The 17903-nt window shown below is 71.9% G+C and carries 18 protein-coding genes, 1 tRNA gene and 1 other RNA gene; 4 read left to right on the top strand and 16 right to left on the bottom strand.

The annotated features are described in order from the left end of the window. Positions 1 to 14: 14 nt before the first annotated feature. From AC3IYJ_RS19165 to AC3IYJ_RS19125, 9 genes are all read right to left on the bottom strand, one after another. The gene (locus tag AC3IYJ_RS19165; protein WP_489402499.1) at positions 15 to 983 is read right to left on the bottom strand and encodes a transketolase family protein; all 969 of its coding nucleotides are present in this window, start codon (positions 981 to 983) and stop codon (positions 15 to 17) included. Continuing rightward, complete coding sequence (locus tag AC3IYJ_RS19160) at positions 980 to 1804, bottom strand: transketolase (protein WP_489402498.1); 825 nt, start codon at positions 1802 to 1804, stop codon at positions 980 to 982. Before AC3IYJ_RS19160 ends, AC3IYJ_RS19165 begins: the two co-directional genes overlap by 4 nt. Continuing rightward, complete coding sequence (locus AC3IYJ_RS19155; RefSeq protein WP_489402497.1) at positions 1801 to 3654, bottom strand: M20/M25/M40 family metallo-hydrolase; 1854 nt, start codon at positions 3652 to 3654, stop codon at positions 1801 to 1803. Before AC3IYJ_RS19155 ends, AC3IYJ_RS19160 begins: the two co-directional genes overlap by 4 nt. Continuing rightward, the gene (argC, locus tag AC3IYJ_RS19150; RefSeq protein WP_489402496.1) at positions 3651 to 4703 is read right to left on the bottom strand and encodes an N-acetyl-gamma-glutamyl-phosphate reductase; all 1053 of its coding nucleotides are present in this window, start codon (positions 4701 to 4703) and stop codon (positions 3651 to 3653) included. Before argC ends, AC3IYJ_RS19155 begins: the two co-directional genes overlap by 4 nt. Then, positions 4696 to 6015 carry a DegT/DnrJ/EryC1/StrS family aminotransferase gene (locus AC3IYJ_RS19145; protein ID WP_489402495.1) on the bottom strand — a complete coding sequence of 440 codons (1320 nt, stop codon included), beginning with the start codon at positions 6013 to 6015 and terminating at the stop codon, positions 4696 to 4698. Before AC3IYJ_RS19145 ends, argC begins: the two co-directional genes overlap by 8 nt. After that, positions 6012 to 6644, bottom strand: coding sequence for a PLP-dependent aminotransferase family protein (locus AC3IYJ_RS19140; protein ID WP_489402494.1), 633 nt, complete (start codon positions 6642 to 6644; stop codon positions 6012 to 6014). The genes AC3IYJ_RS19145 and AC3IYJ_RS19140 overlap by 4 nt, the downstream gene beginning before the upstream one ends. 173 nt (positions 6645 to 6817) lie before the next feature. Next, entirely contained in the window at positions 6818 to 7726 is a 909-nt protein-coding gene (locus tag AC3IYJ_RS19135) for a RimK family alpha-L-glutamate ligase (RefSeq protein WP_489402493.1), read from the bottom strand. Next, a complete protein-coding gene (locus tag AC3IYJ_RS19130; RefSeq protein ID WP_330297291.1) occupies positions 7723 to 7911 on the bottom strand; it encodes a lysine biosynthesis protein LysW in 189 nt (62 codons plus the stop codon). The genes AC3IYJ_RS19135 and AC3IYJ_RS19130 overlap by 4 nt, the downstream gene beginning before the upstream one ends. A gap of 219 nt (positions 7912 to 8130) precedes the next feature. Beyond that, the gene (locus AC3IYJ_RS19125; protein ID WP_489402492.1) at positions 8131 to 8289 is read right to left on the bottom strand and encodes a hypothetical protein; all 159 of its coding nucleotides are present in this window, start codon (positions 8287 to 8289) and stop codon (positions 8131 to 8133) included. Positions 8290 to 8445: 156 nt separating this feature from the next. Between AC3IYJ_RS19125 and AC3IYJ_RS19120 the strand changes: the two genes are divergently transcribed. Then, entirely contained in the window at positions 8446 to 9468 is a 1023-nt protein-coding gene (locus tag AC3IYJ_RS19120) for a helix-turn-helix transcriptional regulator (protein ID WP_489402491.1), read from the top strand. A gap of 92 nt (positions 9469 to 9560) precedes the next feature. Here AC3IYJ_RS19120 and AC3IYJ_RS19115 read toward each other — a convergent pair whose 3' ends face one another. From AC3IYJ_RS19115 to AC3IYJ_RS19095, 5 genes are all read right to left on the bottom strand, one after another. Then, entirely contained in the window at positions 9561 to 10094 is a 534-nt protein-coding gene (locus AC3IYJ_RS19115) for a hypothetical protein (RefSeq protein ID WP_489402490.1), read from the bottom strand. A 23-nt stretch (positions 10095 to 10117) separates the two neighbouring features. Continuing rightward, a complete protein-coding gene (locus tag AC3IYJ_RS19110) occupies positions 10118 to 11650 on the bottom strand; it encodes an alkaline phosphatase (protein ID WP_489402489.1) in 1533 nt (510 codons plus the stop codon). Positions 11651 to 11769: 119 nt separating this feature from the next. Next, positions 11770 to 12426: a disulfide bond formation protein B gene (locus AC3IYJ_RS19105; RefSeq protein WP_489402488.1), complete on the bottom strand. Its 657-nt coding sequence runs from the start codon at positions 12424 to 12426 to the stop codon at positions 11770 to 11772. A gap of 31 nt (positions 12427 to 12457) precedes the next feature. Further along, complete coding sequence (locus AC3IYJ_RS19100) at positions 12458 to 12619, bottom strand: hypothetical protein (RefSeq protein WP_489402487.1); 162 nt, start codon at positions 12617 to 12619, stop codon at positions 12458 to 12460. Between the two features lie 141 nt (positions 12620 to 12760). Beyond that, positions 12761 to 13681: a LysR family transcriptional regulator gene (locus AC3IYJ_RS19095; RefSeq protein ID WP_489402486.1), complete on the bottom strand. Its 921-nt coding sequence runs from the start codon at positions 13679 to 13681 to the stop codon at positions 12761 to 12763. Between the two features lie 71 nt (positions 13682 to 13752). Between AC3IYJ_RS19095 and AC3IYJ_RS19090 the strand changes: the two genes are divergently transcribed. Both AC3IYJ_RS19090 and cydB read left to right on the top strand, forming a co-directional pair. Further along, complete coding sequence (locus AC3IYJ_RS19090) at positions 13753 to 15258, top strand: cytochrome ubiquinol oxidase subunit I (protein WP_489402485.1); 1506 nt, start codon at positions 13753 to 13755, stop codon at positions 15256 to 15258. A gap of 54 nt (positions 15259 to 15312) precedes the next feature. Next, entirely contained in the window at positions 15313 to 16326 is a 1014-nt protein-coding gene (cydB, locus tag AC3IYJ_RS19085) for a cytochrome d ubiquinol oxidase subunit II (RefSeq protein WP_489402484.1), read from the top strand. On the opposite strand, the gene AC3IYJ_RS19080 is transcribed toward cydB, so the two are convergent. Further along, a complete protein-coding gene (locus AC3IYJ_RS19080; RefSeq protein ID WP_489402483.1) occupies positions 16289 to 17404 on the bottom strand; it encodes a TDT family transporter in 1116 nt (371 codons plus the stop codon). The two genes, cydB and AC3IYJ_RS19080, sit on opposite strands and share 38 nt — an antisense overlap. Positions 17405 to 17511: 107 nt before the next feature. Continuing rightward, positions 17512 to 17599: transfer RNA gene (locus AC3IYJ_RS19075), tRNA-Ser, on the bottom strand. 128 nt (positions 17600 to 17727) lie between these two features. On the opposite strand from AC3IYJ_RS19075, the gene ffs reads away from it, so the two are divergent. Next, an RNA gene (gene ffs, locus AC3IYJ_RS19070) (signal recognition particle sRNA small type) lies at positions 17728 to 17826 on the top strand. Positions 17827 to 17903: the final 77 nt, after the last annotated feature.

Here is a 17903-nt window from a genome sequence, read left to right as displayed (position 1 = left end):
TTCTCGGGTCGGGCTCAGGCCGCGCCGGCCAGGGCCGCCGGGCCGCTGTCCGCGTCGCTGCCCGCCCGGTCCACGGCCGCGAGCACGGCCGTCAGGTCCAGGCCGACCGCGGCCATGACCTCCGCGTGGTCGCCGCCCTGCGAGGGCCAGGCGCGGTTCGCGCTCGCGGCCGTCACCTCGCAGCGGGGCAGCAGCAGCGCGAGGGCCTCGGCGATCCCGCCCTGGGCGCGGTGCTCCTCGACCACCACGAACCGGCGGTGGTGCAAGGCCAGTTCGGCCGCCGCCGCGCTCAGGCGCTCGTGGTCCAGGTACACCAGGTGGGCGTGGGCGGTGCCGGGGGCCGCGCGGCGGGCCTCCATGGCCAGCCGGGTCCCCTCCTCCCCCACCGAGACCAGGCACACGTCCTCGGATCCGGCCCGGAACTCCCAGTTGACCAGCGGTAGTTCCCCCTCGCGGGGACCTTCCGCCGCCGAGGTGTCCAGGGACTCGTAGGCCGCGTTGCGCCCCGTACGGATGTAGTGCGGCTTGCCGGAGCGGACCGCCTCGCGGATCACCGCGCGCATCTCGGCCTCGCCGTAGGGGGCCGCGATGGTCACGCCGGGCACCGAGCGCAGGACCGCGAGGTCCTCCAGGGTGTGGTGGGTGGTGCCGAACCAGGCGCCGGAGACTCCCGCGTAGGGGGCCACCACGGTGACCCCGGCGGCGAGGTAGCCGAGGGTGAGCTTGAGGCTCTCCGCCGCCCTCAGCGCCGCGAACGGGGCGAAGGTGCTGACGAAGGGCTTGTACCCGGCGGAGGCGAGACCCGCCGCCATGTCCACCATCGCGCCCTCGGCGATACCGAGGTTGAAGAAGCGCTCCGGGTGGGCGAGTTGGAAGGCGTGGCCCTTGCCGCCCAGGTCCGCCTCCAGGCAGATCAGTGCGGGGTCCTCGGCGCCGAGCAGGGCCAGCTCGTCGCGGTAGGCGTCACGGCCCGAGAGGGTCATCGAATCGCTCGCTTCCACTGGTTGGCCCGTCGGGCGTCGATGCTCACGTAGTGCGAGGCGGCCTTTCCTTCCACGGCCGGCACCCCCTTGCCCTTGACGGTGGCCGCGATCACGGCCAGCGGGCGGGTGGCCGAGGAACGGTCCCCGGCCAGGAGCGCGGTCAGCCCCGCCAGGTCGTGGCCGTCGGTCTCCACCACGTCGAACCCGAAGGCGGTGAACCGGCCGGCGAGGTCGGGCAGCGGGGAGATGTCGGCCACCATCCCGTCGTTCTGGCCGCCGTTGCGGTCCACGACCAGGACGAAGTTGCCGAGCCGCTGGGCCGCGGCGACCTGGCAGGTCTCCCAGACCAGGCCCTCCTGGAGCTCGCCGTCACCGGCGACGGCGATGCCCAGCCCGGGGAGGCCCCCGATCCGGCGGGCCATCGCCCAGCCGGCGGCGTACGGCACCCCGTGGCCCAGGCTCCCGGTCGGGAACCGGACCCCGGGGACCTTGGGCCCCGGGTGCCCCGTGTAGGGGCTGCCCGCGAGGCCGTACAGCGGCGCCGGGTTCTCCGGCAGGATGCCGCTGACGTAGAGGGCCGCGTAGAGCCCGGCGGCGGCGTGCCCCTTGCTCAGCACGACCTCGGTGCCGTCCCCGGCCGAGGCCCGGTGCAGCGCCGCGACCAGGATGTCGAGGACCGACAGGCTGCCGCCGAGGTGGCAGCCGCGCGGGCTCGCGGCCATGTCGACGACGAGGCGGCGGGCCTCGGCGGCGCGGGTGGCCAGGACCTCCTGGACCTCGTCCCCGGAAAGCTCGGCCGGGGCGTCGAGCACGGCGGTCATCGACGGCTCCCCTCGGGCAGGGCGAACCAGCGGTTCACCGCGTCGGCGAGCAGCGAGCGCGCGGTGCGGTATTCCATGCCGCCGATGCGCTCCTCATCGGTGTGGTCCAGGGAGGAGTCCCCGGGCCCGTACGCGACCATTTGGACGCCGCGCCACGTGGTGGCCAGCGTGTTCATGTCGGAGGTGCCCTTCTTGACCACGTACCGGGGCCGGATGCCGGCATCGGCGAAGGCCCGGTTGAAGACCTTGACGAGGGATCCCGAACGGCCGCCCGCGTGGCCGGGGGTGGCCCGCAGGACCTCGACCGAGACCTCTTCGCCCGCATGCCCCAGCGCGAGGGTGCGCAGCAGGTCGAGGTCGGCGGCCGGCGGCACCCGGAAGTTGAGGGTTCCGACGGCCCGGTGCCGGTCGCGGCCGGTCTCGCAGGTGATGTCGATGACGGCGGAGAGCGCGTCGGGCGCCTCCTTGAGGACCGATTCGCGGATCGCGCCGAGTACGTCGATCAGCCGGTCGGGCGCGGACGTGGCGTCCATGCCCGCCGAGTGTCCGCTGGAGACGGAGGCGGTCACCTTGAGCTTGAAGAGTCCGAAGTAGCCCAGGGTCAGGGTCTGCGAGCCGCTGGGCTCGCCGATCACCACGGCTTCGGCCGGGTAGTGGTCGCGGGCGTGGAAGGCGCCCTTGGAGGAGGAGATCTCCTCCTCGACCGCGCCGACCACGACGAGCTGCCCGTCCTCGGGGATGTCCGCGTGGGCGAGCACCTCCAGGAATCCGGCGAGGCTCCCCTTGGCGTCCACGCTGCCGCGGCCCCACAGCTCGTCCTCGCGCCACTCGGTGGTCCAGTGGTGCGGCACGGTGTCGAGGTGGCCGAGCAGCAGCAGCCGGCGGGGGCCCTCCCCGCGGGTCGCGACGAGGTTGCCGACCTCGTCGATCCGGGCCTCCATGCCGCGCTCCCGGCACCACTCGACGAGGAAGGAGGCGAGCTCCCCCTCGTCCCCGGAGACCGAGGGCACCGCGACCACCTTGGTGAGCAGCCCCAGGTCGGCGGCGGGCTCGCGGACCGGCCAGAAGCGGGTCCAGCCGGAGGGGTCGCGCAGGGTGTGCGGCCCGGTGATGGCCACGTCGGCGCTGCCCTTCAGGGCGATCTCCGCCGCGCGGACCTTCTGCCGCATCCGGCCGCCGGCGTAGCGCGCCCCGTCGCCCGGGTAGGCGTCGGTCAGCGTGGAGGCCGGGTCGGCCGGGTCGGTGAGCAGTCCCGCGGTACCGGTGACGAGGCGCAGGTGGTCGGCGGTCATGGCGTTGGAGAGGACCGCGGCCAGGACGTCGGCGTCCACGTTGAGCGGGGCGCCGCCGTCCCGGTCGGCGACCGGGGCGGACAGCGCGACCACGTCGTAGGTGTCCAGGAGCGCCCGCAGCCGTACGGTGTCGACCTCGTCGGGCACTCCGGCCCGGTGGTCGCGCACCACGATCGGGCGGCCCTCGGCGGACAGCGCCTTCAGCGGACGGTTGGCCCGCCCGGTCACCAGGCCGCCGCGGGCGGCGACCGAGGTGAACACGCTGAGTCCGAGCTCCCGCAGGCCCTGTTCGGCGGCCGGCAGGGTGACCCGCTCGTACGCGTCGACCAGGTGCCCCATCTCCTCCGGTGGGCAGTAGCGCACCTCGTCGCCGCCTGTGAGCCGCAGCTGCGGCATGGGACGGCCGATCGCCTCGTAGTGGCGCTCGATGCCGGTGGCCCCGCCGGTGACCAGGAGCACCCGGGCGCCGCGGGCCACGAGGGCGGCGATCTCCCCGTGGACGGTGCCGCGGTCGAGCGTGGCGCTGCCCGCCTTGATGACGTAGAGCGGCCGGGTCACGGTGACACCGCCGTGGAGGGCAGACCGGCTGCCTCGTCGAAGCCGCAGATCAGGTTCATGGCCTGGACGGCCTGTCCGGCCGCGCCCTTGAGCAGGTTGTCCAGGGCGGCGACCGCGACGACCTGGCCGTCGCGCACGGCCACGGCCACCTCGGCGATGTTCGAGCCGACGACGGCCTTCAGCATCGGGAAGTCCTGCGGCAGCTTCGGCGCCGGGCGGACCCGGACGAACGGCTTGCCCACGTAGGCCTTGGCGTAGGCGCGCTTGACGTCGAGCGGGGTGACCCCCTCGCGCAGGTCGGCGTAGGCGGTGACCATGATGCCGCGCGCCACGTCGAGGCTGTAGGTGGAGAAGCGCAGGTCCATGGAGGCGCCGGTGAACTCGGCGATGACCTGGCGGATCTCCGGCGCGTGCCGGTGGCCGTGCAGCTTGTGGACGCGGAAGTTTCCGCTGCGCTCGGCCGGCGACTCGCTGGAGCCGCGACCGCCGCCGCTGGAGCCGGTCTTGGCGTCGACGACCACCCGCTCCTCGACCAGCGAGGCGGCGAACAGCGGGTAGAGGGCGTAGACGGTGCTGACGGCCATGCAGCCGGGCAGGCTGATGAAGCGGCCCTCCGGGACCGAGGGGCTCAGCTCCGGGATGTAGTACGCGAACTCCTCGGACGGCGGGTTCGAGGCGGTCTTCGGGTAGTACGAGGCGACCTCGGCCTCGTCGCGGAGCCGGAAGTCGCCGCCGAGGTTGAGGATCCGCTTGGCGTACGGGGAGATCTGCGGCAGCTGCACGGGAAGCGTGCCGGTGGGCAGACACCCGAAGGCGATGTCGACGGGTTCGATGTCGGCGAGCTGGGCGAGCGGGCGGAACTTGAGCCCCGCCGCCCGGGGGTGGTTGCGCAGTCCGGGGTGGACGCTGCCGATGGTGGCGCCCGCGGAGCGCTCCGCGGAGAGGAACGCGAGCTCGACCCCGGGGTGTTCCAGGAGCAGGCGGATGACCTCGCCGCCGGTGTATCCGCTGGCGCCGATGACGGCGACGCGGACCTTGTGCTCAGCCAAGACGGGCCGCCTTCTCGTAGGGGCGGCGGTAGTCGCCGGCCTCGACGAGCTTGCGGATGGCGTCCGGGCGGCGGGCCACCTTCCGGAAGGCGTCGGCGTAGCGCAGGATGCGCTCGTACTCCACCGGGGAGCGCAGCTCGCGGCAGAGCACGAGGGTGCTGTCGAGCATGGACAGGGTGACCGGGAAGTCCTCGGGACGGTGGTCGCGCACGGCGCCGGGGTTCAGCGAGAACGGGTAGCCGTTGCCGAAGCCGTCGCGGTGCTGGAACGGCAGGTGGCAGGGGATCGGGGTGTTCTGCCACTCGCGGGCCGGTACGCCCTCGGCGACGAGCAGTTCGTGGACCGCCTCCTTGACCGCGTGGACCGGCAGGTCCTCCAGTCCGACGGCCTCCGGGTGCAGGGTGGTCCGGTACATGTTGTACGCGTGGGTGTGGCCGGCCGGCACGTGCGGCGGGGTGAACAGGCCGGTGTCCTGCAGGACTTCGCCGAGCAGGGTGGCGTTGCGGGCCCGGATCCGGTCGTAGTACGGCAGCCGCTTGAGCTGGCTGGAGCCGAAGGCGGCGGAGACCCAGGACATGCCGTAGTCGATGCCGTGGCGCTCCAGGTAGCGCACGGAGCGCTCGTAGGCCTCCTCGCTGGCGAAGAAGGCGATGCCGCCCTCGCCGCCGAGCGGGAAGTTCTTGTCGGCCATCAGGCTCTGGCCCGCCGCGTCGCCGAAGGAGCCCGCGACCTGCTCGCCGATCTTGGCGGAGTGGGCGTGCGAGGCGTCCTCGACGAGGGCGATGCCGTGGCTGTCGGCCAAGGCGCGCAGCGCGGACACGTCGGCCGGCAGGCCGTGGACGTGTACGGGCATCAGTGCGCGGGTCCGGGGGGTGATCGCGGCGGCGGCCGCGGCCGGGTCCATGCAGTACGTCACCGGGTCGATGTCCACGAACACCGGGACGGCGTGCGCGGCGACGACGGCCTGGGCGGTGGCGATGAAGGTGAACGCCGGGACGATGACCTCGTCACCGGGCTGCACGCCGGCGCCGACGAGCGCCATGTGGAGGCTGGAGGTGCCGCTGGCGGTGGGCAGCGCGTAGTTGGCGCCCACGTACTGGCGATAGGACTCGGCGAAGTCGGCGACGACCTTCTCCGGGGCCTGGCGCTGCGCGAGCATCAGGTTGAAGACGTCTTCCTTGGTGATGATCGGGAAAAGCGTGCGGCGCAGGGACTTGGGGATCATCGCGTCGCCACCGAGGGCGGCGAGCTCGGCCTCCAGGTCGGCCGCGTCCGGCAGGGGTAGGGGTGCGGACGGGAAATCAGTGATCATGAACGTGCTCCAGACAGGGCGGCGGGTCGCGCCGAGTGAGTCAGGGCCATCCGTGCGCAGGCGGCCACCAGCGGGCTCAGCCGGTAGTTGAACTGCACTCCGGGCACCAGGGAGTCGTCGGCCTCCTCCTGCGTCCACATGGTCCGCAGGTCGTAGGCGCCGAAGATCTTCAGGCGCTCGGCGCGGGCCCACACCTTCGCGTCGTCGGTCAGGACGGCGGCGGCGGGACCGAAACCGAGCCCGGTGAGGTCGACGACCAGGGCGGGGGCGGTGGAAGCGGCGGCCAGCTCGGGGAGCCGGCCGGCGTTCTCGGCGTCCAGCGCGATCCGGTCGTACGCGGCGGGCCCGCCGTCGTGGACGACGCCGACGCCGAGCCAGCTCAGGAAGGCGAGCGAGGACTCGTCCTGCTCGGGCAGCGAGATCGTGTCGCCGTGGCCGATGCCCTGGCCGGCGAGGGCCGCGTGGACCGCGCCGGTACGGCTGTTGAGGAGGACGGCCTTGGCGCGTCCGGTCTGCTTGGTCAGCAGTCTTTCGAGGCCGGGTAGTTCCCGGTCGCTCTTCTCGATGCTCATGACCACGCCCGAGGTGAGGACGCGGGTGAGCACCGTGGCGGTGTCGAACAATTCCATTGGGGCTTCTCCGGTATGGACGGTTGCCGGGTGGGCGGACGCCCGCGGGCATGGCGGTGCCGTGGGCACGGCCGTGCCGCGGCGGACGCGGGGTGCCCCGGGGCCCCGTACGAGGCAGGTGCGGAACCTCGTACGGGACCTCGTGCGGGCAAGGGCGCTCGGTGCGCCCGGTGTCAGACGGCCGAGGTCGCGAGCTGCTGCCCGGAGCGGTGCTCCGGGTGCTCTTCCGAGAGCTGCTGCGCGATGTAGGCGGCCAGGTGGCCGGCCACGTTGACGCCGTGCAGGGCGGAGGAGCGCGCGAACTCGGGGTTCGCGTTCACCTCCAGCACCAGCAGCTCACCGGTGGTGAGGTCCTCGACCAGGTCCACCCCGTAGAAGCCGGGGCCCAGGGCGTCGACGACCTGACCGCAGAGCTTCTCGATCTCCGGGGTGATCTCGGTGCGACGGACCTCCGCACCGAGGTGGGTGTTGGTGCGCCAGTCGTCCGACACGCGCTGGATCGCCACCACAGGGGTGCGTCCGACGACCACCACGCGCAGGTCGTGGCCGGGCTTGTCGATGTACTCCTGCACGACGACCGGGAAGAGCTTGCCGCCCGCGTCGAGGGATTCCCGTCCGCCCACCCAGGCGTCGACGCACTCGGCGTTCGCCATCTTGGTGACCCCGCGCCCCCAGGACCCGCTGACCGGCTTCACCACGGACGGCAGTCCGAAAGCGGCGACGGTGGAGCGGACCTGGTCGTAGCTGAACGCGTGCCGGGTGACCGGGTGGGGGATGCCGCTGCGGGCGAAGAGCAGGGCCTGGAGGCCCTTGTCGTTGCAGGTCTCGATGGTCGAGGCGCGGTTGAGGGTGGTGACGCCCGCGTGTTCCAGGCGCCGGGAGACGCTGATCGCGTCGCGGTGGGAGAGGTTCCTGATCAGAGCCAGGGCGGGCGGGCCCGAGTGGCCCGCCACCACCTCGGCCAGATCCTCCATCAGCAGCGGTTGTGCCTTCAGTCCCTCGGCGCGCAGCGCGGTGAGAAGGAGCTTCTCGTCCGGGCGCAGCATGGTGACCGAGAGCAGGACCTGATCGGGGGAGGTCACTCGCCCCAGTCCTCTTCCACCTCGGGGGCGAGGTCCAGGCGGACCGTCGCATCGGTCTTCTCGACTACCTCGTGCTCCTGGCCGCAGGCCGTGCACTCGGTGATCTCACCCTTCTCCCAGTCGGCCTGCACCTCGAATTCGGTGTCGCACACGAGGCATTTCGGAGCCGCGATCGCGGTGGTCATTCTTTTCGGTCTCCTTCGGTAAATCGGCATGCCGGAACTCGGGATGACGAGTGCGGCAGGATGGCGGCCCGTCGGCGGGGACACCACCATTTCGAGCCGTTCCCCTTCCCCGGATCACGGGGGAAGGGAAGCTAAAGGGGCTGTGACGTGCCGTCGAGCGGGTGGGGCGACCTGGTCGCCGCGGCCTCACGCGCCGCTCATCACCGGCGGGGTACGGGCTCAGGCCCAGCCCGGGTCGGCCGGTACGGGCGCCGGCGCCGCGCCGATGTGCGTCGCGTCCTGGGCGGTCACACCCTGGGATCCGACGACTCCGGCGGCTGCCGCGGAGAGCGCCAGTACGGCTGCTCCGGCGGCCAGCGCGCCGGTGATGACGCGCATGGATGGGACGTCCTTCATTTCCTTTTCCCCCTGCACAGTTACTTGGTGGTTCTCGTCCTGTTGGCCACAAGAAAGAGAATGCCGGTGTGCGCAGGCCGACGGAAGGGACGTCGGGGGTCATGATCGTGCATTGCGTGAAGCAGAAGGGGACCCGGCATGTGCCGTCTGACGGAGGGCGATGAGCCCTCCCCTGATGAGGGGGACCCCGAGAGGTCCCGCTCGTCGGGGGAGATCTGCGACCGGGGCGTCGAGTACTACCGGGCCGCGGTGCAGCAGGGCCGCGCGGCCAGGGCCGGCGCTCCCGGCTGCCTGCTCGAACTGGGCCTGCTGGCACCCGCGATGGACGACCCGGACTTCCTGATACCGGTACCGCCCGCCGTGGCCACGGCCACGCTGGCGCACCCCGTGGAACTGCGCATCCTCGAACAGCAGCGGGAGTTGGCCGCCAAACGCGCCCTGCTCTCCCGCATGGAGGGCGTCTACCGGGGCGTGCGCTCGGACGGCAGCGAGGCGGTCCAGCGCCTCACCAGGGCCCCGGTGATCGCCGCCGCCGTGGAGAACGCCGTCCAGGCGGCCGAGACCGAGCTGCTCACCGCCCACCCGGGCGGCGGACGCCCCGAGGAAGTACTCGCCCAGTCCCTCAAGAACACCCTGGAGGCCTGCCGTCGCGGAGTCCGCCAGCGCACCCTCTACCAGCACACCGTCCGCACCCACGGCCCCACGCTCGACTACATCAAGGCCGTCACCGATGTCGGCGTCGAGGTGCGCACCGTCAACGAGGTCTTCGACCGCCTGATCATCTGCGACCGCTCCGTGGCCTTCATCCCCGACAAGGAGCAGGAGCACCGCGACCACGCGCTCAAGGTCACCGACCCCGGCATCGTGTACTTCCTCGTCTCGGTCTTCGAGCACGCCTGGGACCGCGCCGAACCCATCGTCTACGAACCCGACCAGCAGCGGCCCAAGGTCCTCACCGACGAGACCCGGCTCCACGTCCTGCGCCTGATGGTCGACGGGTACACCGACGCCGCCATCGCGAGCCGGCTCGGCATGAGTACCCGTACGGTCGCCACCCACCTGAAGCGGATGTCCGACCTCCTCGGCAGCAACAGCCGCGCCCAGCTCGCGTACCTGACGGCCCAGAGCGGGCTCCTGGACGGGCCGCGGCCCCCGGGGTGAGGGTGGTGGCAACGCGGAGGGTGGCGGCAACGCGAAGGGTCCCACCGCGAGCGGTGGGACCCTTCTTCGACGCACAGCCGTGAGAGGTGCGGCTACTCGCTGACCAGGACCGGGATGGAGAGCACGACGCTCGCCGCGGTGCCGGTCAGGGCGCCCGGGGTCACCGTGAAGGCGATGCCGTCCGGACCCGCCGCGCGCGGACCGTCGTGGTGCTCGGCACCCTTCGCGTCCTCGCCCTCCTCCTGGTACTCGAACTTCCCGGTCCCCACGAGGCGGCCCGCCCCGTCGTAGTACGCGGCGGCGACCTCCAGGGCCAGGGTGTCGCTGACGTCCGAGGTGATGGCCAGGTGCCCGGTGACGGTCTGCTTGCCGGTGAGCTCGAGGCCCGTCAGCTTCACGCGGTCGTTGAACGGGCCCTGTTCCAGGCGGACCTCGCCCGGCGCGGCCGGCTGCGCGAGCGAAGCGGCCGGCGAGGGCGCGCTGCGCGGCGCCGGCATGGCCACCGGGGACACGGAGACGGCGGGTGCGCCGGCGCCGGTGTCCGTGCTGCCGGAGCAGCCCGTCGCGAGGGCGAGTACTGCGGCGGCGGCCAGCGCGGCGGCCGCGCTGCGGGCGAGGTGAATCATCGGTTGCTCCTGGTGGGGCCGGATCAGTGGGCGGAGCGGCCGAACAGCGAGCGGTACATCTTTCCGTACAGCTCGGTGTTGTTCTGGCTCGCGGCGAAGGCGTTGCCACCCGGACCGTAGGCGTAGATCGGGACGTCGGCGCCGGTGTGGTTGCCGGACAGGTAGGTCAGCCAGAGGCTGGCGTCCGCGCTGCCGTCCTTGATGCCCGGGGCGTCGTCGGGGGTGCGGAAGGTGGCCGGGGCGAAGTTCTTCGCGTCGCCGGAGCCCGCACCGTTGAGGATGCCGCTGGAGCGGACCGGGTCCTTCGCGCCGGAGGTCGGGCGCGAGGGGGTGCTGTTGTTCGCCGGGTTGCCCGAGTCGGTGTTCGCGGGCGGCGCGACGGCCTCGGAGTTGGTGTAGGTGCCGTGCTCGATGATGTTGAAGCCGGCGCACTCGTGGTCGGCCGTGACGATCACCAGGGTGTGGCCGTCCTTCTTCGCGAAGTCCGTGGCCGCCTTGACCGCGTCGTCGAACGCCTTGACCTCACCGAGCGTCTGCGCGGCGTCGTTGGCGTGCGAGCGCTTGTCGATCTGGGCGCCCTCGATCTGGAGGAAGAAGCCCTTGTTCTTCTTGCGGTCCTGCTGCTTGCGGTCGGTCAGCAGCGAGATCGACTTCTTGGTCATGTCCGCCAGCGTCGGCTCCTGCTTCTGCACGGCGTCCGCGGGCAGACCGGCCTTGGCCTGCTCGACGGTCAGGTTGCCGCGGTTGAAGAGGCCGATGACCTTCTTGCCGTTGGCCTTGTCCAGGTCCGCCTTGGTGGCGACCTTCTGGCTGGCGGCGGTCTGGGCGGGCAGGGCGGCGTCGCCGAAGCTGCCGAGCACCTGGTAGCCCTGGGCCTGGAGGGCCTTCTGGTCGTCCGGCTCGAAGCGGGCCAGGCCGCCGCCGAACAGCACGTCGGCGGTGCCGTTGCGGGCGATCTGCTCGGCGATCGGGGTGATCAGCGTCTTGTCCGCGGGGGCGGCCTCGTACGTACCGTCCTCCTTCTTGGGGAGGCAGGCGGCGTCGGAGTAGACCGGGCCCTGGCAGCCGCGCAGCAGCGCGTGGCTGACCTGCGCCGCCGGGGTGGCGTCGGTGATCTCGGCGGTGGAGACGTTGCCCGTGGCGAAACCGGCCGCGTGGGCCTGCTCCATCAGCGTGGCGACCTTCTTCTCGTACGAGTCGACACCGATGGCCGCGTTGTACGTCTTGACGCCCGAGGCCCACGCGGTGGCGGAGCTGGCGGAGTCGGTGACCAGCGAGGGCTTCGCGCTGCCCTTCTCGACGGCGTACGTGGCGACGGCGCCGTAGTTCGGCAGCTTCTCCATGTTCAGCTTGCCGGCAGCACCGTAGAACCGCTCGCGGGCGGCCGTGACGTGGGTGCGGCCCATGCCGTCACCGAGCAGGTAGATGACGTTGCGGATCTCGCCACGCCCCTGGTCGCCGTACTGGGGCGCAGAGTTGGCGGTGACGGCGGTACCGGCGGCCACGGCACAGGTGATGGCCAGGACGGTCAGTGTCTTCACAGATCTGCGGCGCATGTGTGGGAGATCCCCCTCGGGTGGTGCGACTCGGGCATACCGAACGTAGGAGCGAGGCATGAACACGACCCCCCTAACCAGTGGAGCGGAGTCGAACACCCAACGTCTCAGATGCCGAACTAGGTGAAGAACTGGTATTCGGTGGGGTCGCCGGGCATCTGCCAGGCGAATCCCTGGAGGAAGAAGCAGGCGATCAGGTTGCTGGCGGCGAAGGCGAAGAGCACGGCCAGGGTGACGGCACCCGCACGGCGCAGGGCGGGCGAGGCGAGGCCGGCGTCCAGGGGTTCGGACCAGGGGGTCAGGAACAGGGCGGCCGCGGCGGCCAGCGCGGCGGCGAGGAAGGTGATCAGGGCCCAGGTGTAGAGGTGCAGGCCGAAGAGGGCGCCGGCGTAGCCGGGGTCCGGGGGCACGATGTGCATCAGGACCTGGGCGGCGGAGACGGTGCTGCCGATCAGGGCGGCCCCGATGGCCCAGCCCCAGCCCGAGGCCCATTCCCCGGTGGTCACCGCCCCCTTGCGGGACCGGGCGATGATCCAGGCCGGGCCCAACGCGCTGAGCAGGAAGAACATCCGCTGGAGCAGGCACATGGGGCAGGGGTACTCCCACAGCCCGAACTGGAAGAAGTAGGCGCCGGCCAGGGTGCCGCAGAGGCCGATGACGTAGGCGTGGGCGAACCACAGCCCCAGTCGGTTCGAGAGCCGGGCCGAGCCGGCGGTGGTGGGTCGGGCGGGGATCTGAGTGCTGGCGGTGCTGGCGGTGCTGGCGGTGGTGCTCATGGTGAGGTCTCCTCCTCCGGAACGGGGTGGTTCAGAGGGCGATGTGGAAGGTGTGGGTGATGACGTGGGGGAGGAAGGCGACCGTGGTGACGATCAGGGTTCCCGTCCACAGCAGCATCCGGGACGGGCCCGGCCGCTCGCGGAGCACCGTCATGACGCACAAGAAGATGAGGAGGAAGAGGAGGGTGTACATGGTGTCCCAGCTTCATCGGGGGGATCTTTTCTCGACTCCACCCTGCGCCCAGGAGTTCCGCGCCGGTAGCGGCAACGGATCGATGCATCCATAGAACGGTTCTATGGCGCTGGTCCGAGAGGCCGGCCCGGCGGCCCGGCCCTACGACCCCCCGGCCGCCGGGCGGCGGGCGATGGCGTACAGGTCCCGGGCCGGTCCGGCGGGCCGCTGCCCCGCGGGCCACACCGCGCGCAGGGAACGCGTCATGTCGAGGCCGGTCACCGTGGTGGTCCGCAGGCTGCCCGAGGCGAGCTCGGCGGAGACGGCCAGCGAGCTGAGGACGGCCGGACCGACACCGGCGGCCGCGGCGTTCTTGATGGCCGTGGTGGAGGAGAGCTCCATCAGCGCTTCGGGCTGCCAGCCGGGGACGCGGGCGGCGACGGCCCGTTCGAAGGAGGTACGGGTCCCGGAGCCGGGCTCGCGCTGGATCAGCGGGGTCGCGGCCAGCTCCGCCAGGCTGATGTCGGTGCGCCGCGCCCAGGGGTGGCGGGGTCCGAAGACCACGACGAGGCGGTCCCTGGCCACGAGGCGGCTCTCCAGCCCCTTGGGCGCCCGGGGGCTCTCGATGAAGCCGATCCCGGCCCGCCCCTCCAGCACGGCCCGGGCCACCGCGGCCGAGTTCCCCGGCTCCAGGGTGAGGGTGGTTCCCGGGGTGGAAGTGCGCAGGGCCACGAGCCACTTCGGGAAGAGGTACTCCGCGACGGTCTGGCTGGCGGCCACGTGCAGACGGGAGTCGCGCTGCTCGCGCAGGGTGTCGATGCCCGCGCCGAGCTGCCGGGCAGCCTCGACCACCGGGCCGGCCCACTCGGCGATCAGCGCGCCTGCCGGAGTCGGCCTGGAACCCAGCGTGGAACGCTCCAGGACCGGCAGGCCCACCAGCTTCTCCAGGTACCGGATGCGGGAGCTGGCCGACGGCTGGCTGATGCCGTGCGCCTCGGCGGCCCGGCCCAGGCTGCCCAGCTCGATGACGCTGAGCAGCAGGTCCAGGGCCGGCAGATCGGGGACGCGAGGGGGAAGCGGCATAGAGCCAGTCTATGGACCCATCGATCCGTTGCCGCTACCGCGCGGGCGCGGCCCGGCCGGAGTGTGGACGCATGAACTTGGCACTCGCGCCGGAGACCATGGCCCGCTGGCAGTTCGGCATCACCACCGTCTACCACTTCCTCTTCGTCCCCCTGACGATCTCCCTCGCCGCGATCACCGCCGGCCTGGAGACGGCCTGGGTCCGCACCGGCAAGGAGAAGTACCTCCACGCGACGAAGTTCTGGGGAAAGCTCTTCCTGATCAACATCGCGCTGGGCGTGGTCACCGGCATCGTCCAGGAGTTCCAGTTCGGCATGAACTGGTCGGACTACTCGCGCTTCGTGGGCGACGTCTTCGGGGCGCCGCTGGCCTTCGAGGCGCTGATCGCGTTCTTCCTGGAGTCCACCTTCATCGGACTGTGGATCTTCGGGTGGGACAAGCTGCCGAAGAAGGTCCACTGCGCCTGCATATGGCTGGTGTCCCTCGGGACGGTGCTGTCCTCGTACTTCATCCTGGCAGCCAACTCCTGGATGCAGCACCCGGTCGGGTACGCCGTCGACCAGGCCGGAGGCAAGGCGCGGCTCACCGACATCTGGGCCGTGCTGACCCAGCACACCACCCTCGTCCAGGCCGGGCACACCCTCTCCGCCTCCTTCCTGACCGGCGGGGCGTTCGTCGTCGGCATCGCCTCCTTCCACCTGTGGCGAGGCCGCCGCGAACCGGGCCGGCGGACGGCCGTGATGCGTGCCTCGCTGCGCGTCGGCCTCTGCGTCGCCGCGGTCGCCGGGCTCGCCACCGCCGTCAGCGGCGACAGCCTCGGACAGGTCATGTTCGAGCAGCAGCCGATGAAGATGGCCGCCGCGGAGGCGCTCTGGGACACCAGCGCGCCCGCGCCGTTCTCGGTCTTCGCGGTCGGTGACGTGAGCGAGGGCCGCAACGACGTCGCCATCGAGGTCCCCGGGCTCCTGTCCTTCCTGGCGCACCACGACTTCACGGGATCGGTGCCCGGCATCAACGACACGGCCCGCCAGGAGGCCGCGCTCCACGGAGGGGCGCCCGAGGACTACGTACCGAGCATCTTCATGACCTTCTGGGCCTTTCGCCTCATGATCGGCTTCGGGATGGCCTCCTTCGCCGGCGCCGTCGCCGGGCTGTGGCTGACCCGGACGAGGCTGTGGCTCGACCCCCGCCTGCGGACCGGCGAGGAGGAGACCCCGCGACTGATGGCGACCGCCCGGTGCGAGCTCGGCCCCTTCCTCACCCGCTGGTTCTGGCGGGCCGGCGTCCTCACCCTCGGCTTCCCGCTGATCGCGAACTCCTTCGGCTGGATCTTCACCGAGATGGGCCGCCAGCCCTGGGCGGTCTACGGCCTCCTCAAGACCGCCGACGCGGTCTCGCCCGGCGTCTCCACGGCCTCGGCCGCGGTCTCCCTCGGCGTCTTCACCGTGCTCTACGCGGCCCTCGCGGTCGTCGAGGTCCGGCTGATGATCCGCTGGGCCGCGGCCGGACCGCAGCTCGAGGACGGCGCGCCGGACTCCCCGGAGCCCGCCGACCGCCCCGTGGCCTTCGCCTACTGACCTCCGCCTGCTGACCTGCGCGCGCACCCGACTACGTACGAGGGACGACTCCCCATGCAACTCCACGACGTCTGGTTCGTGCTGATCGCCTTCCTGTGGACGGGCTACTTCTTCCTCGAAGGCTTCGACTTCGGCATCGGCGTCCTGACTCGGCTCCTCGCCCGCGACGCCGAGGAGCGCGGGGTGCTGCTCGCGACCATCGGCCCGGTCTGGGACGGCAACGAGGTCTGGATGCTCACCGCCGTCGGCGCGACCTTCGCCGCCTTCCCCGACTGGTACGCCACCCTGTGCAGCGGCTTCTACCCGCTGGTGCTCGCCCTCCTGGTCTGCCTGATCGTGCGCGGCGTGGCCCTCGAATACCGGGCCAAGCGGGCCGACGAGCGCTGGCGCCGCACCTGCGACCGGTGCGTCTTCTGGACCTCGCTGGGATGCGCGTACCTGTGGGGCCTCGTCTTCGCGAACATGGTGCGGGGGGTGCCGATCGGCACGGACGGCAACTACACGGGCACGGCCCTGGACCTCCTGCACCCGTACGCCCTGCTGGGCGCCTGCGTGACGCTGTGCCTGTTCACCCTCCACGGCGCGCTCTTCGCCGCGCTCAAGACCACCGGGGCCCTCCGGCGCCGCGCCCGCGCGCTGGCCTGCCGGCTGACCACCCCCACCGTCGTGGCCATGCTGCTCTTCGTCTTCTGGACCCAGATCCACCGCCCGGCGATCCCCGCCTTCGTCGTGCTGACGGTGGCCGTCGCGGCCCTGTTCCTCGTGGCGGAGACGACCGAGAAGGCCCGGGAGGGCTGGGCGTTCGCGCTCTCGGGGCTGGCCGTGGCGGCCCTGGTCGCCGGGCTCTTCCTCGACCTGTTCCCCGACGTCATGCCCTCCTCGACCGACCCCGCCCGGAGCCTGACCGTCCGGGGCGCGGCCTCCTCCCCGTACACGCTCACGATCCTGACCTGGGTCGCGGCCTTCGGGGCTCCCGTCGTCATCGCCTACCAGGCGTGGACGTACTGGGTGTTCCGCCGCCGGATCGGCGTCACCCGGCCGCCGGAGCGGGCCGGAACGCACCCGTGAACAGCCCGCGCAGGGTCAGGCTGCCGGCGACCAGCCAGGCGGCCAGCAGGAACGCGTACAGGGCGAGCGCGAGCCAGCGGTAGAGGTCCAGGCCCGTGTGCCGGGCCAGGCCCTCCGCTCCGGTGACGCAGGTGCCCACGGGGAAGGTCAGGGCCCACCAGGTCATCGAGAAGCGCATACCCCGCGTCAGGGCGTGGACGAGCACCGCGCCCGCGAAGGCGAACCAGAGCAGCGCGAACCCCATCACCGGGACCCCGTAGATCACCGCGAGCGTCCGGAAGCCGTCGGTGTACGGGGCCTGGACCACCCCGGGCGCCGCGTCGGCGAACTTGTTCACCGCGGTCGTGGACTGGCCCAGCGGGCCGAGTACGAGGAACAGCGTCGGCGTCAGCGCGAGCGGCAGCCGGGGGCCGCTGACCAGCCGTGAGAAGACCACGGGAAGCAGCACGAACGTCGCCAGCAGGCTCAGCCCGAACATTCCGTAGCAGCCGAGCAGCAGCGCCGACTGCCACTGGCCGGCGGGCAGGTGGGGGATCAGCAGGGGACCGAGGGCCGCCGAGACCATGGGCGCGACGATCGGAAGCAGCCAGACGGGTGACGCGCTGCCGGGTTTGATCTGGTGCCGCTCCACCATCAGGTACGGGATCGCGACGGCGGCGAGCAGTCCGACGGCCGTTCCCGCGAGGAACAGCACCGTGTCCACGACGACGGCCGGCCCGGCACCGATCAAGTCCCGGCCCACCAGCATCGCGCCCCCGCCGACCGCGAGCAGCGCCATCGAGAGGCAGCCGTAGAACGGAGCCACGGTCGGGTCGAGCAGATGGGCCCTGGCCTGGTCGTGGTGGAACGCCCAGTGCACGGCGCGGGCGCAGAGCAGTACCACCAGCATGACCGCGGACAGGACCCACACCACCAGACAGCCGGTGCGCAGTCCGGACACCTCCACCGGCAGGGCCACCCCGGCATTGGCGACGATGGCCGTCCCCATCACGGCGGCGTACCAGTTGGGGCCCAGGTGGCGGACGAGGGGCTCCCGGGTGGACGAGGTGCCGTCGGGGGCGGAGACGGGGGCTGCCATGCCCACACGGTGTCCCGCTCCTGCGACCGCCGCCACCGGAGACGGGGAACGCAAAGAGCCCCACCGCAAGCGGTGGGGCTCTTCAACGTATTGCCCGGTGAGAGCAATGGCGGAGGATACGAGATTCGAACTCGTGAGGGGTTGCCCCCAACACGCTTTCCAAGCGTGCGCCCTAGGCCACTAGGCGAATCCTCCGCGGCAAACAATACAAGACGTTGAGGGGTGCTCGCGAACGTGATCGTTCCGGAGGGCTCCGGGAGGATCCCGGCGGAGGTGTGGGAGGAGCCGGCTCGATTCCTGGGCCGTCCATCCGCTAGGGTGGGGTCAGCCCCTCACGTGGCGCTATCTCACCCAACTCCCCCAGGGCCGGAAGGCAGCAAGGGTAAGTGGGCTCTGGTGGGTGCGTGGGGGGCGCTTTGCGTTCCCGGGCCGGTGCGGGACCAGGTGCGGGACCAGCTGCGGGGCCGCGTGCGCGAGCCCGCGCGGAGCCGCCGGCGGA

This window comes from Streptomyces sp. GL_140 (assembly GCF_057834465.1).
Note: the sequence above shows the minus strand (reverse complement) of the source record. Positions and strands in the feature narration are given on the sequence as shown.